This is a genomic window from Enterobacter sp. EC_64 (assembly GCF_019584165.1).
Lineage (GTDB): Bacteria > Pseudomonadota > Gammaproteobacteria > Enterobacterales > Enterobacteriaceae > Enterobacter > Enterobacter roggenkampii.
Map to the genome: position 1 here is coordinate 172,154 of NZ_VDAS01000007.1, position 17,818 is coordinate 189,971.

Consider the following 17,818-nt stretch of genomic DNA (forward strand, 5'->3'; position numbering starts at 1 on the left):
TAAGCAACTGTCGGGCAGGAATATGAAACCATCTCTCAGGCGCTCAACCGCAGCGCTGCTGGCATCGTCATTGTTGTTAACCATCGGTAGAGGGGCAACGCTGCCGTTTATGACCATCTATCTCACGCGCGTCTACAGCATGAGCGTCGAGAATATTGGTTATGCCCTGACCGTGGCGCTGACCATTGGCGTGGTGTTCAGCCTGGGATTTGGCATTATGGCCGATAAGTTTGATAAAAAACGCTACATGCTGATCGCGATTGTGGCGTTTATCGCCGGATTTGTGGCGATCCCGCTGGTCAATAACGTCACGCTGGTGGTGCTGTTCTTTGCGCTGATCAACTGCGCCTACTCCGTCTTTTCGACGGTGCTGAAAGCCTGGTTCTCCGACGTGCTCACCTCCAGCCAGAAGGCGCGGGTCTTCTCGCTGAACTACAGCTTCCTGAACATTGGCTGGACGGTCGGCCCGCCGATTGGCACCCTGCTGGTGATGTACAGCCTGCAGCTGCCGTTCTGGCTGGCAGCCTTCTGTGCCGCCCTGCCGCTGGGCTTTATCCACTTCTTTGTGCAGAAAAGCGTGGCGTTAGATACCGCCGAGGAGAAGACGCCGTGGCAGCCGTCGGTCTTGCTGAAAGACCGCGCGCTGTTCTGGTACACGCTCTCTGGCCTGCTGGCGTCGTACGTGGGCGGGTCGTTCGCGAGCTGTATTTCGCAATACGTTCTGGCCGCACATGCGGACAGTGATTTCGCCGAAAAGGTGGTCGCCGTGGTGCTGCCCGTCAACGCCGCCGTGGTGGTAACGCTGCAATATGCGCTGGGCCGCAAAATCTCAGTCAGCAATATCCGCCCGCTGATGTCCCTCGCCACCCTGTTTTTTATCGTGGGACTGGGCGGCTTTATGCTCTCCGGAGAAAACCTGGTTTACTGGGGCATCGCTGCCGCCATTTTCACGCTGGGTGAGATTATCTATGCGCCGGGTGAATACATGCTGATCGACAACATTGCGCCACCGGGAATGAAGGCGAGCTATTTCTCCGCGCAGGCGCTGGGCTGGCTCGGCGCGGCGGCAAACCCGATGATCACCGGTATCATCCTGACCAACCTGCCGCACTGGTCGCTGTTTGTGATTATGATGGCCGCGATTATTGTGGCGTGGCTGATGATTTTGCGCGGGATGAGCGTGAAGGCATGGTGCGAGTCACCCAAAGCGGCGTAGCAAATGTAGGCCGGGCAAGGCGAAGCCGCCACCCGGCAAAAGCAAAAACCTAGTGGTGCAACATCTCCTCCACCACCTGCTCTTTATACATCTCGTTCGGATAATAGGTCGGCCAGTTATCCATCTCTTTCAGCAGCGCCTCGTGGGAGGTATTGCCCATGAAAATATGGAAGTGCGAAGAGGCCTTCGGGCCGATGGTATGGTCGCTGAACTGGACGAACTTCGGCGCCTTGCTGCTGGCGTCCTTGCACTCAAAGAGATAGCGCACGCCTTTCTTGCCTGACGCGTAGGTCAGAATTTTGTAGCCGCTGTAATCATACTGGCAGCGGCTGATCGTTTTCCCCTGATGGAATTCCATCACGTTATTTTCGATACCGATGGCATCCACGTCCGTCGCATAACCCGTGCGGTAGTAGGCTTTCACCTCATCAAAGGATTTGCTTTTATCCTTCTGCGCTTTCTGCTTAAAGACCGGATCCAGCGAACCATCGAGCAGGAACGGATAGACCGACTGCCAGGTGCCGTCCCAGTCAGACAGCGCTCTGTCCTTCACGTCTTTATCCTCAAACACGCCGTTCGCCGCTTTCTGTTCTGCTTCGGTCATCTGGTGGCCGTGCGAGTGAGCAAACAGCTGGCCGCTGACCAGCAGCGCCCCCAGAGTCATGGCAAATTTCCCAATATGTGCAGCCAAAGTAACGCCCTCATTCCGTTTTATAAGAATGAAAATGTTATATTATAACATTTCAGATCGCAACCAGTCCGCGAACGCCCTCCTGCTCCATATTTTCACCCCGCCCGCGCTGAATAATCGTGCCGCGCGACATCAGCAGATAGCTGTCGGCCAGCTCGGCGGCAAAGTCGTAAAACTGCTCAACAAGCAGGATCGCCATGTCGCCTCTGTTTGCCAGGGTGCGGATCACGTGGCCGATCTCTTTAATGACGGAAGGCTGTATGCCTTCGGTCGGTTCATCCAGGATAAGCAGCCGCGGACGACTCGCCAGCGCGCGACCAATCGCCAGCTGCTGCTGCTGCCCACCCGAGAGATCGCCCCCGCGACGGTGCTTCATCTCTTTGAGCACCGGGAACAGCTGCCAGATCTCCTCCGGCACCTGCTTCGCCTCGCGGGCGGAAAACCGCGATAGCCCCAGCAGGAGATTCTCCTCCACGGTCAGGCGCGGAAAAATCTCGCGTCCCTGCGGGACATACGCCACGCCAGACTGCACCCGCTGGTGCGGTTTGCTGTGGGTAAGCGTTTTCCCCTGCCAGATGACCTCCCCGGTTTTCGCCGGGATCAGCCCCATCAGACACTTCAGCAGCGTGGTTTTCCCCACGCCGTTGCGCCCCAGCAGGCAGGTGACTTCGCCGGCGACCGCCTCAAAGCTCACGCCGCGCAGGATATGGCTGCCGCCGTAATACTGATTCAGTTCGTTGACCTGTAGCATTCCCTCTCCTTAACGTCCCAGATAGACCTCAATCACCTGCTCGTTGGCCTGCACGTCGCGAAGCGACCCTTCCGCCAACACCCGCCCCTGATGCAGCACCGTCACGTGGTCGGCAATCGTTTCAACAAAGCCCATATCGTGCTCCACCACCATCAGGGAGTGTTTGCCCGCCAGCGTTTTGAACAGCTCTGCGGTGTATTCCGTTTCCGCGTCGGTCATTCCGGCGGCGGGTTCATCCAGCAGCAGCAGATGCGGGTCCTGCACCAGCAGCATGCCGATCTCCAGGAACTGTTTCTGTCCGTGGGAAAGCAGCCCGGCCCGTCGGTCGCGCTCCGCGCTAAGGCGCAGCAAAACCAGCATCTCGTCAATGCGGTCACGCTGCTCGCCGTTGAGTTTTGCCCGCAGGCTCGCCCAGACGGATTTATCCGTTTTCATGGCGATCTCCAGGTTTTCCCACACCGTCAGCGCTTCAAAAACCGTGGGCTTCTGGAATTTACGCCCGATGCCCTGGCGGGCGATGGCCGCAGGCTCCAGCGCGGTCAGGTCGATGGACTGATCGTAAATCGCCCTGCCGCTCTTTGGCCGCGTTTTGCCGGTGATGACGTCCATCAGCGTGGTTTTACCCGCACCGTTGGGGCCAATCACGCAGCGCAGCTCGCCCACGCCGATATTCAGCGAGAGATCGGTCAGGGCCTGGAATCCATCAAAATTGACGTTAATGGATTCAAGCTGAAGCACCGGGTCAGTCTGGTCCCGGTAGCGATCGCCGGGCAGCTGGCGGGTAAATAATCCTTCCGTTGGCTGCATTATTTCTCTCCCTTACGCAACAGACCGTAGACGCCGCGCGGCAAGAACAGCGTGACGGCGATAAAAATCAGCCCCAGAAACAGCTGCCAGTACTCCGGCATCGCGACGGTGAAGAAACTCTTCGCCCCGTTCACCAGCGCCGCGCCAATCACCGGCCCCACCAGCGTGCCGCGCCCGCCCAGCGCCACCCAGATGGCGGCCTCTATCGAGTTCGTCGGCGACATTTCACCGGGGTTAATAATGCCGACCTGTGGGACGTACAGCGCCCCCGCCAGACCGCACAGCACGGCAGAAAGCGTCCACACCAGCAGCTTGAACCCGCGCGGATCGTAGCCGCAAAAGGTCAGGCGGTTCTCGGCGTCGCGCACGGCGGTCAGAATGCGGCCAAACTTGCTTTTCGCCAGCGCAAACCCGGTGCCCAGGGCCAGAAGCAGCAACAGCACGGTCGCCAGGAACAGCGCGATGCGGGTGGTCGTTTCCGTTACCGAAAACCCGAGCAGCGTGGTAAAACCGGTAAAGCCGTTATTGCCGCCAAACCCGGTTTCGTTGCGAAAGAACAGCAGCATCCCGGCATAGGTCAGCGCCTGGGTCATAATCGAGAAATAGACCCCTTTGATCTTCGAGCTGAAGGCAAACCAGCCAAACACCAGCGCCAGCAGGCCCGGCACCAGCACAATCAGCACCAGCGCCCAGGCAAAATGCTGGGTGCCCCACCAGAACCAGGGCAGCTCGCTCCAGGAGAGAAACGACATGAACGCGGGCAGACCGTCACCTGCCGCCTGGCGCATCAGGTACATGCCCATCGCATAGCCGCCCAGGGCGAAGAAGAGGCCGTGCCCAAGGGACAGCATGCCGGCGTAGCCCCACACCAGATCCAGCGCCACCGCCACGATGGCATAGCAGAGGATCTTGCCAATCAGCGTCAGCATCCAGGTCGACAACGCCAGCGGATGCGTCGCAGGCAGTAAGGCGAAAAACGGCAGTATCAGCAAACACACCACCAGCAGGCTGCCCGCTATCTGCGTGGTGCGTGGCGCTTTGCGCGCCAGCGTTAAGGTCAGCGGCTGGCTCATCAGTCAATCACCCTCCCTTTCAGCGCAAACAACCCCTGCGGGCGTTTCTGAATAAACAGCACGATCGCCACCAGAATCACGATCTTGCCCAGTACCGCCCCCATCTGGGGTTCAAGGATTTTATTAAAGATCCCCAGCCCAAACGCCGCGGCCACGCTGCCTGCCAGCTGGCCTACGCCTCCGAGCACCACCACAAGGAAGGAGTCGATGATATAGCCCTGGCCCAGCTCAGGCCCGACGTTACCGAGCTGCGATAGCGCCACGCCGCCTAACCCCGCAATCCCGGAGCCAAGCCCGAACGCCAGCATATCGACGCGCCCTGTCGGTACCCCGCAGCAGGCGGCCATGCTGCGGTTTTGCGTCACCGCCCGCACGTTAAGCCCCAGACGGGTTTTATTCAGAATGAGCCAGGTAAAGAACAGCACCAGCAGCACGAAGCCCAGCACCACGATGCGGTTCCACGGCAGCGTCAGGTTGGCAAAAACCTGCACCCCGCCGGAGAGCCATGCCGGGTTCGCCACCTCCAGGTTCTGGGCGCCAAAGGTCATGCGCACCAGCTGGATAAGCATCAGGCTGATGCCCCACGTCGTCAGCAGCGTCTCCAGCGGACGCCCGTACAGATGACGGATCACCGTGCGCTCCAGCACCATTCCAATGCCCGCCGTCAGGCAGAACGCCACCGGCAAGGCGATAACGGGATAGAGCGCCAGCCACTGGGGCGCAAGCCCGGCCATCGCCTGCTGCACCATCCAGGTCGCATATGCCCCCAGCATCAGCATCTCGCCGTGGGCCATGTTAATCACGCCCAGCAGGCCGTAGGTGATAGCCAGCCCCAGCGCGGCCAGCAGCAGCACCGACCCAAGGGACAGCCCCATAAACGCCTGGCCCAGCAGGTCGCCCCACATCAGGCGGTGCTGGATCTGGCTAAGACTCTCTTCTGCGGCCGCGCGCACCGCGCTATCCGGCTCCGTCTGTGGCAGGGTAAACGGGGTAAGCCTGGACTGCACGTCCGGATCGTCTGACTGGCCTAACAATTCGACGGCCTTGCGGCGCACTTCCGGCTGCGGGCTGGCCAGCTGGAGATTCGCGACCGCCAGCAGCAGCGCCTGACGCGCCACGGCGTCCGTCTCATCGTTCACACGCTTTTCCAGAAAAGCGAGCATCCCGGGCTGGGCATCGCGCTGCAGCTGACGCGCCGCCGCCCGTCTTTCGGTGACACTGTCACTCACCAGCTGATGCGTGGCGATAGCGGTTGCAGCCAGCACGCGCAGCCGGTTCGTCAGGCGCACGGCTTTGGTTGGGCCCTCTGCCGTCTGACTGTCCCCCAGCGGGATGACGTTGCCATCGCGTTGTGCAAAGGCGTGCTTTTGCGTATCGACGTAGAGATTTTCCTTTTGCAGCGCCTCAAGGAGCGGCAGTCTTGACGCATCCGGCGCGGCGGCCCACTGCGTCAACAAATCCGCCTGCTGGCTGCGGCTGGCGGCAACAAAACGATCGGCATCCGATGCCTGCACCATCCCTGGCAGCAGTCCGGAAAGCCATACAAGAGCGATGAACAGGCGCATGGCGTTCATGACGTTTCTCCCTGCGGTAATGGCTTAGTTGCTGGCGGTTTTCATCGGCTGGTCGGGTTTTTTATCATTCCCGGCGATGAACGGGCTCCACGGCTGGGCGCGTACCGGCTGTTCGGTCTGCCACACCACGTTAAACTGACCGTTGCCTTCAATTTCACCGATCATGACCGGCTTGTGCAGATGATGGTTGGTGGCATCCATGGTGAGCGTAAAGCCTGACGGCGCCTTAAAGGACTGACCGGCCATCGCCGCACGCACTTTATCCACGTCGGTAGTGCCCGCTTTTTCCACCGCCTGCGCCCACATGTGAATACCTACGTAGGTGGCTTCCATCGGATCGTTAGTTACGACGGTATCGGCGTTCGGCAGCTTGTGCGCCTTCGCATAGGCTTTGTAATCCGCTACAAACGCCTGGTTAGTCGGGTTATCTACGGACTCAAAGTAGTTCCAGGCTGCCAGGTTACCCACCAGCGGTTTGGTGTCGATCCCGCGCAGCTCTTCTTCACCCACGGAGAACGCCACCACCGGCACGTCCGTCGCCTTCAGCCCCTGGTTAGCCAGCTCTTTGTAGAACGGCACGTTGGAGTCGCCGTTGATGGTCGACACCACGGCAGTTTTGCCGCCCGCGGAGAATTTTTTGATGTTGGCGACGATGGTCTGGTAGTCGCTATGACCAAACGGGGTATAAACCTCTTCGATGTCCTTATCCTCCACCCCTTTCGAATGCAGGAACGCGCGCAGGATCTTGTTGGTGGTGCGCGGGTAAACGTAATCGGTGCCCAGCAGGAAGAAGCGCTTCGCCGCGCCGCCGTCTTCACTCATCAGGTATTCCACCGCCGGGATGGCCTGCTGGTTCGGCGCCGCGCCGGTATAGAAGACGTTTGGCGACATTTCCTCGCCCTCATACTGCACCGGATAGAACAGCAGGCCGTTCAGCTCCTCGAAAACCGGCAGTACGGATTTGCGCGACACCGACGTCCAGCAGCCGAATACCACCGCCACTTTATCCTGGCTCAGCAGCTGACGGGCCTTCTCGGCAAACAGCGGCCAGTTTGAGGCCGGATCCACCACCACCGGCTCCAGCTTCTTGCCCAGCACGCCGCCTTTGGCGTTGATCTCATCGATGGTCATCAGCGCGACGTCTTTCAGCGGGGTTTCGGAGATGGCCATGGTGCCGGACAGCGAATGCATGATCCCCACCTTGATGGTATCGGCCGCCTGCACGCCAAAACTCATCCCCATCGCCACGACGGACGCGGATAACGCAAAAGCTTTTAATAAGGTACGACGCTGCATATTTTCACTCCTGAAAAAGAACGCTGTGCGAAAACGTCCGGTACGGCGTGGACGCGGAAAAAAAAGTGTCAGCGAAGCAGGAGCAAAAAGAGTGCCAGAATGGAGATAGCGCTATTTCTGGGAGGGGAACGCCGGATGTAAAGAGAACGACTCAGAATGGTACAGCGCTGCACTTTTATAATGCAGCGCCGTATAACGGGGTTACCAGACTTCGCTGGCGATCTGCGTGACCAGCCGGACTTTGTCCCACTGCTGGGCTTCGCTCAGGCTGTTGCCCTCTTCGGTCGAGGCAAAACCGCACTGCGGGCTGAGGCAAATCTGCTCTTTCGCCACGTATTTCGCCGCCTCTTCAAGACGGGCTTTAATTCCCTCCGGATTCTCCAGCTCGCCGTTTTTTGTAGTGATAAGACCCAACACCACCTGCTGTTTGCCCGGGCGAACAAAGCGCAGGGGCGCGAAATCCCCGCTGCGGTCGTTATCATATTCGAGGAAGAAGGCGTCAACGTTGACCGTTCCGAACAGCACTTCCGCTACCGGCTCGTAGCCGCCCTCGGAAATCCAGGTGGAACGGAAATTGCCGCGACAGACGTGCAGTCCGATGGTCAGATCGTCCGGCTTGCCCTCCAGCGCCTTGTTCAGCACGCGGGCATAGATGCGCGCCAGCTCATCGGCGTCGTCGCCGCGCTCGCGGATCTGACGGCGCTGGTCGTCCGAACAGAGATAGGCCCAGACGGTGTCATCCAGCTGCAGATAACGGCAGCCCGCGTCGTAGAAGGCCCGGATGGCATCGCGCCACGTGGTCGCCAGGTCATCGAAATAGACGTCAAGGTCCGGATACACGGTCGCATCAATATCTTTGCGACCGCCGCGGAAGTGCAGCACGCTTGGGCTCGGAATGGTCATTTTTGGCTGGGCGTTACCGCTGATGCTTTTCAGATAGCGGAAATCGTCCAGCATCGGGTGCTCGCCAAAGCCCAGCTTGCCGGTGACGCGCACGCCGTGGGCTTTGGTTTGCACGCCGTTAAACTGGATGCCCTGCTCGGAATCGTAACGCTCAACGCCCTGAAGACCGTCGAAGAAGTCGAAGTGCCACCAGGCACGGCGAAACTCACCGTCGGTCACCACATGCAGGCCGCACGCACACTGCTGCTCGACGACGTGGCGAATGGCCTCGTCCTCCACCGCACGAAGCTGCCCGGCATCAATCTCGCCGCTGGCAAATTTCAGGCGAGCCTGCTTGATGGCATCCGGGCGTAAAAAACTGCCGACTACGTCGGCGCGGAACGGGGCGTGGTGTCGTTGCATGGAAATCTCCTCAGTCTGCCGGCAATAATTGCCCGCAGTGATAATTCATTATTTGAAGCTTTAGACTTCTGGATGTCTAAATGTCCAAAAACAATGTCATACCTCACCGGTGCCGGCAAACGAGAAAATTTCACGTATGTTGAAAAAAATTCATCTTCACAGCGCGGCGACGGACGCCTCGCTGGCAAACGCGTAGCGTTCATCTTCCCAGCCGGTGATCCCACCGAGCATGATTTTGACCGGCAGCCCGAGACGCGCCAGCTTCAGCGCGGCTCTGTCCGCGCCGTTACAGTGCGGCCCTGCGCAGTAGACGACAAACAGCGTCCCTTCAGGCCATTGGGCCATGCGCTCAGCGGTCATCTGACTCCACGGCATATGCAGAGCGCCCGGCACATGGCGACGGGCAAACTGCTCCGGGCTCCCCACCACGTGCAGCAAAACAAAGTCCTGCTCGTTATGCGTGATGGCATGATGCACATCGGCGCAGTCGGTTTCGACGCTCAGGCGACGCAGAAAATGGGTAACGGCTTCCTGCGGTTCGGCAGCCGGAAATTCAGTAACATAGCTCATGATTCTTCCTCATCTTTGGCGTTTGTGTTAACACTACTCTATCCACAAATTCAGCTCATGAATGCGCTCGCTTATGCCAGAAAACAGCAAAAAGATGACAACGTTAAGACAGATTGCCCGCCCGAAGGTGGTGGTGCTGGCGTATGACGGTCTGTGTACCTTTGAGTTTGGCGTGGCGGTGGAAATCTTCGGCCTGCCGCGCCCCGAGCTGGGCGACGACTGGTATCGTTTTGCCGTGGCAAGCGTTGATAACGGTGAGCTTCGGGCGACAGGCGGGATCCGCATCATTACCGATGGCGATCTCTCCCTGCTTGCGTCTGCCGATCTGATCGTGGTGCCGGGCTGGCGGGGGGTGGACTCGCCGGTCCCGGACGCGCTCTGCAACGCATTACGTCAGGCCAGCGCGCGGGGCTGTCAGCTACTCTCCATCTGCTCGGGTGTATTTGTGCTGGCCGCCTCCGGTCTGCTCAACGGACGTAAAGCCACGACGCACTGGCGTTACATTGAGACGCTTAAAGCCCGCTACCCTGACATCGACGTGGTCGAGGATGTGCTCTACCAGGACGAAGGCGAGATCCTGACTTCCGCAGGCAGCGCGGCGGGGATCGATCTCTGTCTGCACGTCGTGCGTCGGGATTTCGGGATGGAAACCGCCAACAGCGTGGCGAGGCGGCTTGTCATTCCCCCTCACCGGGATGGATCTCAGCCGCAACAGCTGAGCCGCCCGGTGGCGCAGCTGCGGGAAAGCCAGCGCCTCGGTCAGCTGTTTGATTTTCTGCACACGCATCTTACCGAGCCGCACAGCGTCGACTCGCTGGCGCGTCGTGTCGGTATGAGTCAGCGCACGTTTCTGCGTCGCTTCGAAGCGGCAACGGGAACGACGCCTGCCCGCTGGTTACTCAATGAGCGCCTGCTGCGGGCGAAAGATTATCTGGAAAGCAGTCGTTTAAGCATCGACAGCATCGCGGAACAAACCGGGTTTGGTCAGGCATCGACGCTGCGTCATCATTTTCGCCAGCAGTTCGCGATTTCCCCGGCCCAGTACCGTAAACAATTTTCTCATGCCGGTACTGCCCGCTGAGGCGTCAGTCTTTTGGTTTTGCTGGAATACGGAGAACCTGATGGTCACCACACACGTTTTTATCGCAACCAGTCTTGATGGCTACATCGCCCGACACAATGATGATATTGACTGGCTGCTGCAGCGCGATGACCCGAATGAGGATCATGGCTACACGGCGTTCATCGCGGACAAAGACTGGATCGTGATGGGCCGGGGGAGCTATGAGAAGGTGCGGACCTTTGAGACATGGCCTTATGACCGGCCCGTGCTGGTGCTCTCCCGACAGCTGGTCGACACGCCCGTACCCGAGGCGCTGAGGGGCAAAGTACAGTTTTCCGGCCGCACGCCAAAGGAGGTGCTCGACGATCTGGCGATACAGAACGCCCGTCGCGTCTATCTCGATGGTGGGCAAGTCATACAGTCGTTCCTGAGAGAAGGACTGGTGGCCGATATGGTGATCACAACCGTTCCTGTCCTGCTCGGTTCGGGAAAATCGCTATTTGGCGCCCTTCCCGGGGATATCGATTTGACGCTGGTCTCCAGCCGCAGCTTCCCTTCGGGTCTGGTGCAGTCGCACTATCGGGTGACGCCATAACCCCACGGCCAACACCGCTACGTTATGCGCAAAAAAAAACCGCCAAAAAATGGCGGTAAATGCTTGCATGGATAGATTTGTATTTTGGTCTCTACGTCCCGACACTCCATGGCCGGGCTGCGGATCCCATACAACCTAACACTCGTTGTCTTAACGAAGGTTAAACAGTTTTATTAACCTGCATGGGTATTGATCTGCAAATAACGCATAAGCCCCTGTTCAGCGCTCTGTTTTGCATCATCATTAATGGCTTCAAGATAAAAGGATCGCGCTACGCCATAAGGTGCATTTTCAGAGGGAAACACCGCAAACTGGAATGTTTTCCCTCCCTCTTGATGAGTACAATCTAATTCCCAGCGCAGATCGTTAACTTTTTTGCTGCCGCAGGCAACAAGGCCATAGTCGCTGGTTAAATAAGAACCAACGCGAATCTCTGCTGATTGAATATATTCTGGTTCGTCATTAGCTGCATAACGAATTCCCACAACAGCCCCGATCGCAACCGCCAGAAGCGCAAGCGCTATTATTTTTTTCATTTAGTAATGACCCATTCCTTAGCCAGAGGTTCTCTATTATATAGGATTTGTCCTTAATGCAAATATCCAACTCTGGACCAGAAATGGGACGTTTACCATACGTATATGTACTTTAGGAAAAGTCTTAATCCTTATTATGAACGTACATTATTTGACATTCTCTTTGCGCTAGTTTGAATAGTTGAATAATAACAATAATAAATAATCGGCATCATTAAGCCGCAACGTTATTCGGCGGCGACCTCATGGTTAAAAAAGGTTTATCTCTCGTGATGCTTATCTGTGCCCTCTTTTCAGGCCAGCTTATGGCCGGGCACAAAGGACATGAATATCTGTGGGTAAAGAATGTGGATCATCAGCTGCGTCATGAAGCCGATAGCGATGAATTGCGAAGCGCGGCGGAGGAGTCGGCGGAGGGTTTGCGCGAACACCACCTGTGGCAGAAATCGCGCAAACCGGACACGCACGTTCGGTAGTTAGCTGCCCTTGCGTTTTGGCAGGGTTTTCATCAGATCGTCCGGGCTGACGGACGCCACAATACTGCCGGGCTGCGGCATTTTGAAGATGTGGTTTTTCATCTTGCCAATCACATGCATTTCGCACGGACGGCAGTCAAATTTGAGGGTCAGCACTTCGTCACCGTTTACGAGCTGCATAGGCGTGGCCTTCCAGCTCTTGATGTTGCCTTTCGCCTGCTTAGGACACAGGTTAAACGCGAAACGAAGGCAGTGCTTGGTGATCATCACCGGCACATCGCCCTTCTCTTCATGCGCCTCATAAGCCGCGTCGATCAGCTGCACGCCGTGGCGATGATAGAATTCACGCGCTTTATGGTTGTAGACGTTGGCGAGGAAGGATAAATGCGTATCCGGGTAGACGGGCGCAGGAACGGTTTCTGCTTTACGGCTAGCGCGCGGGTAGTTCGCCAGGCGCGCGTCATCCAGCATCTCGGCGGTTTCACGGCGGAACTGGTTGAGCAAACTGTTCGGCACAAACAGGGCATCCGGCAGATTGACCTCAACGTTGCGGGCGTAGTAAATCGTCTGCCCCAGCTTCGCGATGCCATCCTTCAGGCTGTTGCGCGCTTTCTCTGCGTTGTTTGCCACCTCGAACAGGCCATCAAGCGTATGCGTTACGCTGATGCCGTCTTCACAGGTCATGGTCAGAATGAGCTGCTCTTCCCAGCCGCCCAGTTCAATATCCACCGCGATACGACGCTCGCTGGAGGTTTTCAGCAGCGCCTGCTGCCAGTTATGATCGAGGTTACGGTTAAGCGCCGCGTTCGGCCGCGCCTTGTAGAGATCGGCCGGCATTTCATTCGGCCATACGCGGTAGCGGTTCTCACCGGTTTTCTCCACCGTGTTGGCGCGGAAGCCCACGACCTCACGCTTAATCATCACGTTAAGGCCATCGCCGTTCGCCAGCGGATCCGTCACCGCAACATCAAGGTGATCTTTCGCCACTTTCAGCACTTCACCCACCGGCAAACCGATAAACTTCGGTGAGTCAAACGCGCCGATATCCCCTTTACGGGCATTCACGAAATAGTCCGTGCTGCCGCGGTGGAACGTTTTGTCCGTCGACGGAATAAAGAAATGCTCGGTACGACCGGCCGACGCGCGCGCCAGGTCACCGCGATCTTCGATGATGGCGTCCAGCATCTGGCGATAGTGCGCGGTGATATTCTTCACGTAGCTCATATCTTTATAGCGCCCTTCAATCTTGAAGGAACGCACGCCCGCGTCGATCAACGCGCCCAGGTTGGCGGTCTGGTCGTTATCCTTCATCGAGAGCAGGTGTTTTTCAAATGCCACCACGCGGCCCTGATCGTCTTTCAGGGTATACGGCAGACGGCAGGCCTGAGAGCAGTCGCCGCGGTTGGCGCTGCGGCCCGTCTGCGCGTGGGAAATATTGCACTGGCCGGAATAGGCCACGCACAGCGCGCCGTGGATGAAGAATTCAATCGTCGCGTCTGTCGCCTGGTGAATATCGCGGATTTGATTCAGGTTCAGCTCGCGCGCCAGAACGATCTGCGAAAAGCCGACGTCGGAGAGGAACTTCGCCTTCTCTACCGTGCGGATATCACACTGGGTACTGGCGTGCAGCTCAATGGGCGGAATATCCAGCTCCAGCACGCCCATATCCTGAACGATCAGGGCATCCACCCCGGCCTGATAGAGATCGGTAATCAGACGTTGCGCAGGCTCCAGCTCATCATCATGAAGAATGGTGTTCAGGGTAACGAACACCTTCGCCCCGAAACGGTGGGCGAACGGCACCAGCTCAGCAATATCGCTCAGGCTGTTGCTGGCGTTATGGCGGGCACCGAAGCCCGGGCCGCCAATGTAGACGGCATCTGCGCCATGAAGGATCGCTTCACGGGCAATGGCGGCGTCACGGGCCGGGCTTAAAAGTTCAAGATGATGGGATTGCAGGCGCATACTTCGTCGTTATCCGTTATGGTCAAAATGGCGGCTATTGTAGTCAGAAGTCTGCGTCAGCGAAACAGTTTTGCGTAGCCTCAGCGGGGATAATGAATCAGGGAGTGAAAATGCACCGTCCGGTCGCTGCTGTTGCGGTAGGCGTGCGGTTTATCGCCGGCAAAACGGACGCCGGAATCGGCTGAAATCGTCTGCCATTTGCCCTCGAGCTTCATCTCCAGCTCGCCGCTGACCACCACCACATGTTCAATCACCTCCGCCTCATGCGGCGTGGATTCACTCAGGGCGCCGGGGGCCAGGGTAATGGAGAAATAATCAAACCGGAGCGCCTCGTCCCACGGAAAGAGCGGCTTGACGACCATCGCCTGCTGCTGCGGGTCAAACACCGCCTGCCGGTCCGCTTCCGGCGTGATGAAGGCGGAAAACGGCACGTTCAGTCCCGTGGCAATTTTCCACAGCGTCGACACCGTGGGGCTGGATTCATTTCGCTCGATTTGCCCGAGCATGGCCTTTGATACGCCGGTTTCGTCCGCCAGTTTCGACAGGCTCCAGCCCCGTGCCTGGCGTAATGTTTTCAGTGTTGCTGCAAGGTGTTGTGTGATGTCCATATTTCCTCCTGACGACGAGCATACCACTTGTACGCTATAACGCACAGTGTTACCTTACTCCGGACGTTATAACGCACAACGGAGTTTTCATGCGCCCTTCCTCTCATCTTGTTCCGGTCGTACTGGCTGGATTTGTCGCCGTTCTCGTGGGTTACGCCAGCTCGGCCGCCATCATCTGGCAGGCCGCCGCCGCGGCTGGCGCCAGCGCGCAGCAGATCGCAGGCTGGATGACCGCACTGGGGATTGGGATGGGCGTCAGCACGCTGGTGCTTTCCTGGTGGTACAAAGCGCCCGTGCTGACCGCCTGGTCAACGCCCGGCGCGGCGCTGCTCGCCACCAGCCTGCACGGCGTCACGCTGGCGGAAACCATCGGCGTGTTCATCTTTGCCAACGCGCTAATTTTGCTCTGCGGCATCACCGGGCTTTTCGCCCGTCTGATGACGCTGATCCCCCATTCGCTTGCTGCCGCCATGCTCGCCGGGGTACTGCTGCAGTTTGGCCTGCACGCGTTTGCGCATCTTGAGGGGCACTTTCTGCTGTGCGGCAGCATGATTGCGGCATGGCTGATCGCAAAAGCGCTGTCGCCGCGCTATGCCATCGTGGTCACGCTGCTGGTGGGCGGTATCGTGGCCTGGGCCGGTGGTGACGTTGTCACGGATAAGCTCCCCCTTTCTCTGGTGATGCCCGAATTTATTGCGCCTGTCTTCACCTTCACCAGCCTGGTGAGTATTGGCTTGCCCTTCTTCCTCGTGACCATGGCCTCGCAAAATGCGCCGGGTTTCGCCACCATGAAAGCCTCCGGCTACCCGCTGGCGGCCTCACCGCTCATCATCGTGACGGGTGGACTGGCGCTGCTGTTTTCTCCGTTTGGCGTCTTTTCAATCTGCATTGCGGCCATTACCGCCGCCATTTGCCAAAGCCCGGATGCTCACCCGGATGCGGGTAAACGCTGGCTGGCGGCCATCGCTGCGGGAGGGTTTTATCTGCTGGCGGGAATTTTCGGTGGATCCATTACCGGGCTGATGGCCGCGCTGCCGCTCAGCTGGATCCAGACGCTGGCCGGTCTGGCGCTGCTGGGCACCATCAGCGGGAGTTTATATCAGGCGCTGAGTCACGAAGCGGAGCGCGACGCGGCTATCGTCACATTTCTGATGACCGCAAGCGGCGTGACAATCCTGGGCATCGGTTCGGCATTCTGGGGGCTGGTGCTGGGCGGAGTATGCTACGCCCTGTTTTCACGCGCTCGCCGCACGTAGCTGCGAAGGCGTCATGCCCGTCGCGCTGCGAAAGCGGTTGCTGAAGTGGCTGGCGGAGTTAAACCCGCAGGCAAGCGCGATCTCCGTCAGCGGCGTCGTCGTATGCTGGACGAGGGCTTTCGCTTTATCCATTCGCCTCTGCATCACATACTGATGCGGCGCCAGCCCCGTCGACTGGCGGAACATGCGGGCAAAATGGTATTCGCTGAGGGCAGCCTGCGCCGCCAGTTCGGCCAGCGTCAGGGGCTGCCCGAGATTCTCTTCGATAAAGGCGAGGACGTTGCGCAGCACGAACGGCGATAACCCGCCCGTAACGACCGGCAGCTTCCACTGCACGTTTGAGTAGTTTTGCAGCAGATGGGTCAGCAGCAGCGTGGAGGCCGTGCTCAGGGTGAGCTGGTTGGCGTGCTGCTGCCAGTCACAGCCCAGTAAAAACTGGCGATACAGCGTGGTGATCTTCGGGTCGCTGCCAAAAATACGCTCGTCCAGGGTCAGCGAAAGCGGCCGCTTATCCCAGATTTTTTCTCCCACGTCGCGCAGGTGTTCATCGGTGCAGTAGAGATGCACAAACGACAGGTCATCGCGGATATCCCACGTCGATTCGCTCTCTTTGGGCATCAGGCAGAATCGGTCCGGCCCCCCGCCGTTCTTCCAGCCTCCTGGCGTTTTTTGATAGCTTTCGTAGCCGTCGGCCACGTACAGGCTGAGGGTATGATGATTGCTCTTTACGGTGATCGTGTCGTGCTTGTTGTACCACGCGGCCAGCTGGATACCCGAATTCAGCGAGACGGTTTCCCGCAGGACTGCATTCTGTTGGCAAAGCGTTTCAAAGGTATCGTAAGCGTGAGACATAACCGTTAGCGCGTGAAGAATCGGAATATCAGTCTAAGAAGAGTTGTTGCCCGTTGCCAGTCCCTCCAGAAGAAAAAAGCGCAAGATTTTGCAAGTCTGCCGCAAGCGGGTGAAAGCCCGTTACGCATCTCAGCGTCATACTGCGGGCTTCCGCGGTTTAAGAAGAGGCAACTATGAACGCATTATTATACGGACTCGTGGTCATTATCTGGGGAACCACCTGGATTGCGATTTTCCTGCAGCAGGGCCCCGTCGCGGCGCCGGTGTCGATTTTCTGGCGCTTCGCCGTCGCCAGCCTCACCATGATGGTGGTGTTACTCGCCCTGCGTCGCCTGCGCACGCTGGCGCTCCGGGATCATCTTTTTTGCCTGCTTCAGGGGTGCTGTGTTTTCTGCTTTAACTTCTGGTGTTTTTACACGGCAGCGGCACATATCAATACCGGGCTGGAGTCGGTGATCTTCTCCATGGCGGTACTCTATAACGCCATTAACAGCTTTATTTTCTTCGGCCAGCGCCCGCCCGCGCGTTTCTGGACGGCGGCGGCACTGGGGCTGGTCGGGATTGTCACCCTCTTCTGGGACGATCTGCTGGCCAGCGGCTGGAGCGCGTCACTCCTGACGGGCATTGGCCTTTCCGCATTCGGCACGTATGGGTTCTCGCTGGGTAATATGATCAGCATGCGCCATCAGCGCAGAGGCCTTGAAACCATGACCACCAACGCCTGGGCGATGCTCTATGGCACGCTGGTGATGGGCTGCATTGCGCTGTTCAGAGGCGATAGCTTTGTACCGGAATGGACGGTGAGCTATCTCGGCGCGCTGGTGTATCTGGCCCTGTTTGGCTCGGTGATTGCGTTTGGCGCCTACTTCACGCTGGTGGGACGTATTGGCCCGGGCAAAGCGGCCTACAGTACGCTGCTCTTCCCGCTGGTGGCGCTCTCCATCTCCACGGTCTATGAAGGCTACGTCTGGCATGTCAACGGTATCGTGGGATTAGTGCTGATTCTGGGAGGAAATATGGTGATGTTTACCAAACCGGAAACCTGGTTCAGACGCTTACGGATGGCGTAAGTAAAAGACCACCTTCTTAGAAGGTGGCTTTCTAGAATGCCCCCTGTAAGGGGGGCTATTGTTTCCTTCCTGTTTCTACTCTAGCAATTCCATCTGCTGTTCGTGCGTTTGTTC

The 17,818-nt window shown here is 58.2% G+C and carries 18 protein-coding genes; 6 read left to right on the top strand and 12 right to left on the bottom strand.

The window, feature by feature from the left end:
• Positions 1-22: 22 nt before the first annotated feature.
• Positions 23-1,216 (top strand): efflux MFS transporter YdeE, encoded by a 1,194-nt coding sequence (gene ydeE / locus FHC52_RS07950; RefSeq protein WP_219983802.1) that lies wholly within the window; start codon positions 23-25, stop codon positions 1,214-1,216.
• Between the two features lie 49 nt (positions 1,217-1,265).
• Here the strand turns inward: ydeE and zinT are convergent, their stop codons facing one another.
• The 8 genes from zinT to FHC52_RS07990 form a co-directional block, all read right to left on the bottom strand.
• A complete protein-coding gene (gene zinT / locus FHC52_RS07955) occupies positions 1,266-1,907 on the bottom strand; it encodes a metal-binding protein ZinT (protein ID WP_063453271.1) in 642 nt (213 codons plus the stop codon).
• Positions 1,908-1,959: 52 nt separating this feature from the next.
• Positions 1,960-2,658, bottom strand: coding sequence for an urea ABC transporter ATP-binding subunit UrtE (gene urtE, locus FHC52_RS07960; RefSeq protein ID WP_032651803.1), 699 nt, complete (start codon positions 2,656-2,658; stop codon positions 1,960-1,962).
• Positions 2,659-2,667: 9 nt separating this feature from the next.
• Positions 2,668-3,465, bottom strand: coding sequence for an urea ABC transporter ATP-binding protein UrtD (gene urtD / locus FHC52_RS07965; RefSeq protein WP_031275252.1), 798 nt, complete (start codon positions 3,463-3,465; stop codon positions 2,668-2,670).
• Positions 3,465-4,538 (bottom strand): urea ABC transporter permease subunit UrtC, encoded by a 1,074-nt coding sequence (urtC, locus tag FHC52_RS07970; protein WP_032651805.1) that lies wholly within the window; start codon positions 4,536-4,538, stop codon positions 3,465-3,467. The genes urtD and urtC overlap by 1 nt, the downstream gene beginning before the upstream one ends.
• Positions 4,538-6,112 carry an urea ABC transporter permease subunit UrtB gene (gene urtB, locus FHC52_RS07975; protein ID WP_220420012.1) on the bottom strand — a complete coding sequence of 525 codons (1,575 nt, stop codon included), beginning with the start codon at positions 6,110-6,112 and terminating at the stop codon, positions 4,538-4,540. The genes urtC and urtB overlap by 1 nt, the downstream gene beginning before the upstream one ends.
• 24 nt (positions 6,113-6,136) lie before the next feature.
• Entirely contained in the window at positions 6,137-7,408 is a 1,272-nt protein-coding gene (gene urtA / locus FHC52_RS07980; protein WP_014883816.1) for an urea ABC transporter substrate-binding protein, read from the bottom strand.
• Between the two features lie 201 nt (positions 7,409-7,609).
• Positions 7,610-8,713 carry a cobalamin-independent methionine synthase II family protein gene (locus FHC52_RS07985; RefSeq protein WP_220420013.1) on the bottom strand — a complete coding sequence of 368 codons (1,104 nt, stop codon included), beginning with the start codon at positions 8,711-8,713 and terminating at the stop codon, positions 7,610-7,612.
• A gap of 156 nt (positions 8,714-8,869) precedes the next feature.
• Positions 8,870-9,283 carry a rhodanese-like domain-containing protein gene (locus FHC52_RS07990; RefSeq protein WP_008502248.1) on the bottom strand — a complete coding sequence of 138 codons (414 nt, stop codon included), beginning with the start codon at positions 9,281-9,283 and terminating at the stop codon, positions 8,870-8,872.
• 73 nt (positions 9,284-9,356) lie between these two features.
• Between FHC52_RS07990 and ftrA the strand changes: the two genes are divergently transcribed.
• Both ftrA and FHC52_RS08000 read left to right on the top strand, forming a co-directional pair.
• Positions 9,357-10,364, top strand: a complete 1,008-nt coding sequence (gene ftrA, locus FHC52_RS07995; RefSeq protein ID WP_021242516.1) for a transcriptional regulator FtrA — start codon at positions 9,357-9,359, stop codon at positions 10,362-10,364.
• Positions 10,365-10,404: 40 nt separating this feature from the next.
• Entirely contained in the window at positions 10,405-10,941 is a 537-nt protein-coding gene (locus FHC52_RS08000; protein WP_220420014.1) for a dihydrofolate reductase family protein, read from the top strand.
• A gap of 173 nt (positions 10,942-11,114) precedes the next feature.
• Here the strand turns inward: FHC52_RS08000 and FHC52_RS08005 are convergent, their stop codons facing one another.
• Entirely contained in the window at positions 11,115-11,477 is a 363-nt protein-coding gene (locus FHC52_RS08005) for a hypothetical protein (RefSeq protein ID WP_220420015.1), read from the bottom strand.
• Positions 11,478-11,722: 245 nt separating this feature from the next.
• On the opposite strand from FHC52_RS08005, the gene FHC52_RS08010 reads away from it, so the two are divergent.
• The gene (locus FHC52_RS08010; RefSeq protein ID WP_008502251.1) at positions 11,723-11,953 is read left to right on the top strand and encodes a DUF2554 family protein; all 231 of its coding nucleotides are present in this window, start codon (positions 11,723-11,725) and stop codon (positions 11,951-11,953) included.
• On the opposite strand, the gene FHC52_RS08015 is transcribed toward FHC52_RS08010, so the two are convergent.
• The gene (locus FHC52_RS08015; RefSeq protein WP_220420016.1) at positions 11,954-13,918 is read right to left on the bottom strand and encodes a U32 family peptidase; all 1,965 of its coding nucleotides are present in this window, start codon (positions 13,916-13,918) and stop codon (positions 11,954-11,956) included.
• A gap of 80 nt (positions 13,919-13,998) precedes the next feature.
• Positions 13,999-14,526 carry a helix-turn-helix domain-containing protein gene (locus FHC52_RS08020; RefSeq protein WP_220420017.1) on the bottom strand — a complete coding sequence of 176 codons (528 nt, stop codon included), beginning with the start codon at positions 14,524-14,526 and terminating at the stop codon, positions 13,999-14,001.
• Between the two features lie 89 nt (positions 14,527-14,615).
• Here FHC52_RS08020 and FHC52_RS08025 point away from each other — a divergent pair, with 89 nt between their 5' ends.
• Positions 14,616-15,782 carry a benzoate/H(+) symporter BenE family transporter gene (locus FHC52_RS08025; RefSeq protein ID WP_126287977.1) on the top strand — a complete coding sequence of 389 codons (1,167 nt, stop codon included), beginning with the start codon at positions 14,616-14,618 and terminating at the stop codon, positions 15,780-15,782.
• Here FHC52_RS08025 and FHC52_RS08030 read toward each other — a convergent pair.
• Positions 15,762-16,634 carry a helix-turn-helix transcriptional regulator gene (locus FHC52_RS08030; RefSeq protein ID WP_045910521.1) on the bottom strand — a complete coding sequence of 291 codons (873 nt, stop codon included), beginning with the start codon at positions 16,632-16,634 and terminating at the stop codon, positions 15,762-15,764. The two genes, FHC52_RS08025 and FHC52_RS08030, sit on opposite strands and share 21 nt — an antisense overlap.
• Before the next feature lie 173 nt (positions 16,635-16,807).
• Between FHC52_RS08030 and FHC52_RS08035 the strand changes: the two genes are divergently transcribed.
• Positions 16,808-17,704: a DMT family transporter gene (locus FHC52_RS08035; RefSeq protein ID WP_126287979.1), complete on the top strand. Its 897-nt coding sequence runs from the start codon at positions 16,808-16,810 to the stop codon at positions 17,702-17,704.
• Positions 17,705-17,818: the final 114 nt, after the last annotated feature.